Here is a 6,958-nt window from a genome sequence, read left to right on the forward strand (position 1 = left end):
ATGGCGAAGTACTTGGCCACGTCGTTGGCAATCGAGAAGGTGGTCAGGGCGCCGCGGGTGATCAGCAGCTGCTTGCCGATGCCCACCACCTCGATCAGCTTGGTCGGGTCGCTGTCGAGGTCGACCATGTTGCCGGCCTCGCGCGCCGCCACCGTGCCGGTCTGCATCGCCACGCCGACGTCTGCTTGTGCGAGTGCCGGCGCGTCGTTGGTGCCGTCGCCGCACATGGCAACGAGGCGGCCCTTGCCCTGCTCCTCGCGGATCAGGGCCAGCTTGGCCTCCGGCGTCGCCTGGGCCAGGAAGTCATCGACCCCCGCCTCGGCCGCGATCGCCGCGGCGGTCAGCGGGTTGTCGCCGGTGATCATGACGGTGCGGATGCCCATCCGCCGCAGCTCGGCGAAGCGCTCGCGGATGCCGCCCTTGACCACGTCCTTCAGGTGGATGACGCCGAGCGGCTTGCCGTCCTTCGCCACCGCCAGCGGCGTGCCGCCGGCCTTGGCGATGCGCTCGGTGATCTGCTCCAGCTCCTTCGGCATGGCCAGCCGCGGGTTGCCGGCCATCTCGCGGACATGGGCGATGACCGCGTCGACGGCGCCCTTGCGGATGACCGAGCCCTCGACATCCACGCCGCTCATCCGCGTCTGCGCCGTGAAGGGCACGAACTGAGCGTGCATGCGGCCGACCTCGCGGGCGCGCAGCCCGTACTTCTCCTTCGCCAGCACCACGACCGAACGGCCTTCCGGCGTCTCGTCGCTGAGCGAGGAGAGCTGGGCGGCATCCGCCAGCTCGGCGTCGGTGACGCCGGGCAGCGGCACGAACTCGGTGGCCAGGCGGTTGCCCAGAGTGATGGTGCCGGTCTTGTCCAGGAGCAGCGTGTCGACGTCGCCTGCCGCCTCGACCGCGCGGCCGGACATGGCCAGCACGTTGAAGCGCACCAGCCGGTCCATGCCGGCGATGCCGATGGCGGACAGCAGCGCGCCGATCGTGGTCGGGATCAGGGTGACGAACAGCGCCACCAGCACCACCACCGAGATCGACCCGCCGGCATAGGCGGCGAAGCTGGGAATGGTGACCGTGGCGAAGACGAAGATGATCGTCAGCCCGGCCAGTAGGATGTTCAGCGCGATCTCGTTCGGCGTCTTCTGCCGCTGCGCGCCCTCGACCAGCGAGATCATGCGGTCGAGGAAGGTCGAGCCCTGGGCCGCGGTGATGCGCACCTTGACCCAGTCGGACAGCACCCGGGTGCCGCCGGTGACGGCCGACCGGTCGCCGCCGGACTCCCGGATCACCGGGGCGGATTCGCCGGTGATCGCGCTTTCGTCGACCGAGGCGATGCCCTCGATCACCTCGCCGTCCGACGGGATCAGGTCGCCGGCCTCGACCAGCACCAGGTCGCCCTGGCGCAGGGAGAGCGCCGGCACCGGCTCGGTGTCGCGGCCGGCGGCGTCGCGCAGCCGCTTGGCCACCGTGTCGGTCCGGGTGCGGCGCAGGCTTTCGGCCTGCGCCTTGCCGCGGCCCTCGGCCACCGCCTCGGCGAAGTTCGCGAACAGCACGGTGAACCAGAGCCAGAGCACGATCTGGATGGTGAAGCCGATGCCGGCCGCGCCGGTGGCGAGGTCGCGCAGCAGCAGGACCGTGGTCAGGGCCGCAACGGTCTCGACCACGAACATCACCGGGCTGCGCCACATCACGCGCGGGTCGAGCTTGCGGATCGCATCGAACGCGGCCGGGCCCATGATCTTGGCATCAAAGAGAGATGCCGGGGTGTTGGAAGTCTTCATGACCGAAGTTCCGATCAGAACAGGGTGCCGGCGGAAGAGGCGAGCTGGTCCACGATCGGACCCAGCGCCAGGGCCGGGAAGAAGGTCAGGCCGCCCATGATCAGCACGACGCCGATCAAGAGGCCGACGAAGAGCGGCCCGGTGGTCGGGAAGGTGCCGGAGGACGGCGGCAGGCTGCGCTTGGCGGCGAGCGACCCGGCGACGGCCAGCATCGGCACGATCATCAGGAAGCGGCCGATCAGCATCGCGAAGCCGAGGGTCACGGTGTAGAACAGCGAGGTCGCGGTCAGGCCGCCGAAGGCCGAGCCGTTGTTCGCCGTGCCGGAGGTGTAGGCGTACAGCACCTCGGTGAAGCCGTGCGGCCCCGGGTTGAGGATGCCGGCCAGGCCCGCCTGGGTCGACAATGCCAGGGCGGTGAAGCCGAGCATCGACGCCGGCAGGATCAGCAGGGCCAGCATGGTCATCTTGACCTCCTTGGCCTCGATCTTCTTGCCGACATATTCCGGCGTGCGGCCGACCATCAGCCCGGCGACGAAGATCGCCTCGATGACGAACAGCAGCATGCCGTACAGGCCGGCGCCGACGCCGCCGATCACCACCTCGCCCAGCATCATGTTGATCAGCGGAATCATGCCGCCGAGCGCGGTCAGGCTGTCATGCTGGGCGATGATCGCGCCGCAGGACGCCGCGGTGGTGACCACGGCGAACAGGGCCGACAGCGCCTCGCCGAAGCGGACCTCCTTGCCCTCCATGTTGCCGAGGGTGGTGTCGACGCCGAGCGAGGCCAGCAGATGCCCGCCGCCGGCTTCCTGCCAATAGGCGATGAAGACGCCGACCAGGAACAGCACGCCCATGGCGCTGAGGATCGCCCAGCCCTGCTTCTCGTTGCCGACCATGCGGCCGAAGACGTTGGTCAGCGCGGCGCCGATCGCGAAGATCAGCACCATCTGCACCAGGTTCGACAGCGCGGTCGGGTTCTCGTAGGGATGCGCCGAATTGGCGTTGAAGAAGCCGCCGCCATTGGTGCCCAGCATCTTGATCGCCAGCTGCGAGGCCACCGGCCCCTGGGCGATGGTCTGGTGCGCGCCCTCCAGCGTGGTGGCGTCGACATAGGTGCCGAGGGTCTGCGGCACGCCTTGCCAGACGAAGAAGATCGTGGCGACGACGCAGATCGGCAGCAGCACGTAGAGCACGGCCCGGGTCAGGTCGACCCAGAAATTGCCGATGGTCTGGGCCGAGCGCCGGGCGAAGCCGCGCACCAGCGCGATGGCCAGCGCGATGCCGGTCGCGGCCGAGGCGAAGTTCTGCACCGTCAGCCCGGCCATCTGCACCAGGTAGCCCATGGTGCTTTCGCCGCCATAGGACTGCCAGTTGGTGTTGGTGACGAAGCTGACCGCGGTGTTGAAGGCGAGGCCCTCGGGCACCGCCGACATGCCGGCCGGATTCAGCGGCAGCACGTCCTGGAAGCGCTGCAGCGCGTAGAGCAGGACGAAGCCCGCCACGCTGAACAGCAGCATGGCGAAGGCGTAGCCGGTCCAGTGCTGCTCGCGGTCCTCGCGCACGCCGGCGGCGGCGTAGAGCACGCGCTCGACCGGGCGGAGGATGGGGGAGAGGAAGGTGCGCTCGCCGGCAAAGACCCGGGTCATGTAGCCGCCGAGCGGACGCGTGATGAGGGCCACGATCGCGCAGTAGATGGCGATCTGGATCCAGCCGTTGAGGGTCATGGCTGTCTCAGAATTTCTCGGGGCGAACGAGGGCGTAGACGAGGTAGCCGAGCAGGAGCGCGGATACGACGCCGCCGAGGACGAGATCGAAGGTCATCGCTTCCTCTAGAGCCGGTCGCACAGCAGCACATAGCCCAGGCCGACGGCGAAGAACGCCGCGCCCAGGGCAAGCATCAGGACGTCGAGCACGAAGTCTCCTTCCCGCAGGCACAACTGCGGAATCGTGTGATCGGCGCGGATCAGACACCCCGGGCGCATAAAAATTCGATCCGGATTTCCGCGGGGCTATGCTGGCGGCGGCAGGGGGCCGGAATCGGGAGACGAGCGATGATGACGGGCGGATGCCTGTGCGGGGCGGTGCGCTACGAGGTGGCGGCCGATCCCGTCTATACCGGACATTGCCATTGCCGGTCGTGCCAGCGGTCCAGCGGCGCCGGGCACTCCACCTATGTCGGCGTGCCGCGCGACGCCATGACCGTGCACGGCGAGGCTCGCGCCTATGCCCATACCGGCGGCAGCGGGCTGCAGGCGCTGCGCCATTTCTGCCCGGCCTGCGGCAGCCAGCTGTTCGGCACCGCCGAGATGGACCCGGAGATGGCGACGCTCTATGCCGGGTCGCTGGACGACCCGTCGGTGATCCGGCCGGACGCCGCGATCAACATCCGCAGCCGCCAGCCTTGGGACCATATCGCCGGCGGGCTGCCGGAATTCGAGGGCATGCCGCCCGGGGCCGGCGGGGCCTGAGGCGGACGGACAGGATGATGGAGAGCGGAATGAGCCGGTTCTGGAGCCCGATCGTCGGCACCCTGACCCCCTATGTGGCGGGGGAGCAGCCGGCGGTGCCCGGCCTGGTGAAGCTGAACACCAACGAGAACCCCTACGGCCCCTCCCCGCGCGCGCTGGCGGCGATCCGCGACGCCGCGGCGGACGGGCTGCGCCTGTACCCCGACCCGACCGCGTCGCAGCTGCGCCAAGCCATCGCCGCCACCCACGGCATCGGCGCCGACCAAGTGTTCGTCGGCAACGGGTCGGACGAGGTGCTGGCCCACGCCTTCGCCGGGCTGCTGAAGCATGACGGGCCGCTGCTGTTCCCGGACGTCACCTACAGCTTCTATCCGACCTGGTGCGGCCTGTACGGCATCGAGCACCGGGCGGTGCCGGTCGATGAGGCGCTGCAGGTCCGCGTCACCGATTTCCGGCAGCCCTGCGGCGCCATCATCCTGCCCAACCCGAACGCCCCGACCGGCCACGCCTTGCCGCTGGACGGAATCGAGGCGCTGCTGCGCGACCACCCGGACCAGCCGGTGGTGATCGACGAGGCCTATGTCGATTTCGGGGCGGAGAGCGCGGTGCCGCTGGTCGCCCGGCACCCGAACCTGCTGGTGGTGCAGACCTTCTCGAAGTCGCGCAGCCTGGCCGGGCTGCGGGTCGGCTTCGCCGTCGGCCAGCGGCCGCTGATCGAGGCGCTGGAGCGGGTGCGCGACAGCTTCAACTCCTACCCCACCGACCGGCTGGCCCTGGCCGGCGCGGTCGCGGCCTGGGAGGACCGGGCGTGGTTCGAGACGCAGCGCGACCGGGTGGTCGCCAGCCGGGAGCGGCTGGCCGGCGCCTTGCGCGGCCTGGGGTTCGAGGTGCTGCCCTCGGCCGCGAACTTCCTGTTCGCGCGCCACCCGACGATCCCGGGCGAGGCGCTGGCCGCCGGGCTGCGGGCCCGCGCCATCCTGGTGCGCCGCTTCGCCCGGCCGCGGATCCAGGACCATCTGCGCATCAGCATCGGCACGGACGCCGAATGCGACCGGCTGGTGGCGGCCCTGGGCGAGCTGACCGGTCAGGCGAGCGTGAGGTAGATCTCGGCCTCGATCACCCAATCGGTGCCGGCCCTGCGCCATTTGGCGGTGTAGGTGCCCGAAGCCAACGGCAGGCCGCCGGCGGCGGCGACACCCTGCCAGCGCCCATGCTCCAGCGCGATCGGCTCGACCGGCGAGAGCTGGATGGTGTCGGGGGTGCGGATGTAGATCGTGCGCAGGGAGGCGGCAAATTCGGCCTCCCATGCCGCCAACTGGGCCTTGCGGCCGGAGAGGACGGCGCTGTCGGTGCCCGTGACCAGGACGACATCCTGGGCCAGCAGCGGGCCGATGGCCTTGAGGTCCGCCCTGGCCAGGGCCCGGTTGAAGGCCTCGCGCCGCTGGCGGATGGCGTGGTCGGCGGCCTGGGTCATCATGCGGCGTCCGGCAGAGGGAAGCGATCGCGGGGATAATGCCCCGGCGGGCGCCGGAGGTCGACGGCCGCCTATTTCTCCACCAGGATGAAATCGAAATTGCCCCCGACGTCCCAGCTGCCCTTCGATTTCAGGAGAGATTTGTATTCCGCGACAAAATCCTTGAAGTTGCCTTCCGGCATGGAATAGCCGCCGATGTTCGGATCGAAAAAATAGACATCCGACATGTACTTGCCGATCGCGACGGCGTGGCCGCCCGTTCCGGTCGGCTTCGTGAAGTAATATCCGATCAGGATGGCCTTGGAGTTGTCGATGGCCCCGACCAGGGAGATGGCCTCCGCCTCGAAGGTGCCGCTGCCCCTGTTGGGGGCGAGACCCGATTGCTTGAGGCCGACGCTGTTGACCGCCTTGACCATCGCCGTGATCTGGTCCTTGCCCCCGCCCTTCGCCGCAAGATAGTCGTTCTGCATGCTGATCGCGTTGGCGAAGATCTTCCGGTTGCGATCGCTGTTCGAACTGCTGCCGTGGCCGCGCTCGAACCGAGACCAGTCGGTCGCGCCCAGATCGATCAGGTTGCTGGAGTGTTCCAGGAAATCCTTGAGGAACAGCACCGCCACGCCGAGGCATGAGCCGAAGCCGTAGTTGAACTGTCCGTTGTCGAGAGATGACTGAATGTTCGCGAAGAACGCCTCGTCGGATTTGGCGACGGAGCTCTGCTTGAACTTGATGATCTTCGTCGCGTGCTTCTGCAGGTCGTGGAATTTTCCGGCAGCCATGGATATCGCCTCGTCGACGGTGAACATGATCGAAGCCGGGGCGCGTTCGGCGTACCACCGTCATGCAATTGTCCGGCCCACCCTGCCCCCGGTCCCAGGATGAAGGCGTGATCCTGCGGCAGCCGCGTTGCATGACGGTTTCCGGCCCGGCCGCGAGCGTTACGGTTGTAGGATCCGGGCGGCCTCGGCAGATCATGCCCCGGCGGAGATCGGGGGGGAGGGGGGACTCTTTTGCTTTCGTCGCGAGCGTCCGGGACGATCCGGGGAATTCCAAAAAGGTCCCGCAAACGGGAGAGGCAACAACTCACGACCCATCGGCATGACCCGATCTGGCTCATCCCGCCCTAGCTGCCCATCCCGTCAGCGGCGGTGAACTGGACGACTCTCTGCGCGCCAGCATCAAAGATGCCGACAGCGCGGCAAAACTGATGCTCGAGATGCCGGCAATTATCAAACGCC

Annotated in this window: 8 protein-coding genes; 2 read left to right on the forward strand and 6 right to left on the reverse strand. The window is 68.5% G+C overall.

Annotated elements, in window-relative coordinates; all coding sequences use genetic code 11:
* From kdpB to ABDW35_RS28400, 4 genes are all read right to left on the reverse strand, one after another.
* On the reverse strand, positions 1-1,781 hold a 1,781-nt coding region (gene kdpB / locus ABDW35_RS28385; protein WP_343717212.1), incomplete at its 3' end, for a potassium-transporting ATPase subunit KdpB.
* 14 nt (positions 1,782-1,795) lie between these two features.
* Complete coding sequence (gene kdpA / locus ABDW35_RS28390; RefSeq protein WP_343717213.1) at positions 1,796-3,505, reverse strand: potassium-transporting ATPase subunit KdpA; 1,710 nt, start codon at positions 3,503-3,505, stop codon at positions 1,796-1,798.
* Between the two features lie 7 nt (positions 3,506-3,512).
* Positions 3,513-3,602 carry a K(+)-transporting ATPase subunit F gene (gene kdpF / locus ABDW35_RS28395; RefSeq protein ID WP_343717214.1) on the reverse strand — a complete coding sequence of 30 codons (90 nt, stop codon included), beginning with the start codon at positions 3,600-3,602 and terminating at the stop codon, positions 3,513-3,515.
* 8 nt (positions 3,603-3,610) lie between these two features.
* The gene (locus ABDW35_RS28400) at positions 3,611-3,763 is read right to left on the reverse strand and encodes a hypothetical protein (protein WP_343717215.1); all 153 of its coding nucleotides are present in this window, start codon (positions 3,761-3,763) and stop codon (positions 3,611-3,613) included.
* Between the two features lie 69 nt (positions 3,764-3,832).
* On the opposite strand from ABDW35_RS28400, the gene ABDW35_RS28405 reads away from it, so the two are divergent.
* Together ABDW35_RS28405 and ABDW35_RS28410 are read left to right on the forward strand one after the other, a co-directional pair.
* Positions 3,833-4,249, forward strand: a complete 417-nt coding sequence (locus ABDW35_RS28405) for a GFA family protein (RefSeq protein WP_343717216.1) — start codon at positions 3,833-3,835, stop codon at positions 4,247-4,249.
* A gap of 29 nt (positions 4,250-4,278) precedes the next feature.
* Positions 4,279-5,352, forward strand: coding sequence for a histidinol-phosphate transaminase (locus tag ABDW35_RS28410; RefSeq protein ID WP_343717217.1), 1,074 nt, complete (start codon positions 4,279-4,281; stop codon positions 5,350-5,352).
* On the opposite strand, the gene ABDW35_RS28415 is transcribed toward ABDW35_RS28410, so the two are convergent.
* Both ABDW35_RS28415 and ABDW35_RS28420 read right to left on the reverse strand, forming a co-directional pair.
* A complete protein-coding gene (locus ABDW35_RS28415) occupies positions 5,334-5,726 on the reverse strand; it encodes a nuclear transport factor 2 family protein (RefSeq protein ID WP_343717218.1) in 393 nt (130 codons plus the stop codon). The genes ABDW35_RS28410 and ABDW35_RS28415 overlap by 19 nt on opposite strands.
* A 68-nt stretch (positions 5,727-5,794) precedes the next feature.
* On the reverse strand, positions 5,795-6,526 hold the full coding sequence (locus ABDW35_RS28420) for a YopT-type cysteine protease domain-containing protein (RefSeq protein WP_343717219.1): 732 nt from the start codon (positions 6,524-6,526) through the stop codon (positions 5,795-5,797).
* Between the last annotated feature and the right edge of the window lie 432 nt (positions 6,527-6,958).

The sequence above is a fragment of the Inquilinus sp. genome, assembly GCF_039594555.1.
GTDB lineage: Bacteria > Pseudomonadota > Alphaproteobacteria > DSM-16000 > Inquilinaceae > Inquilinus.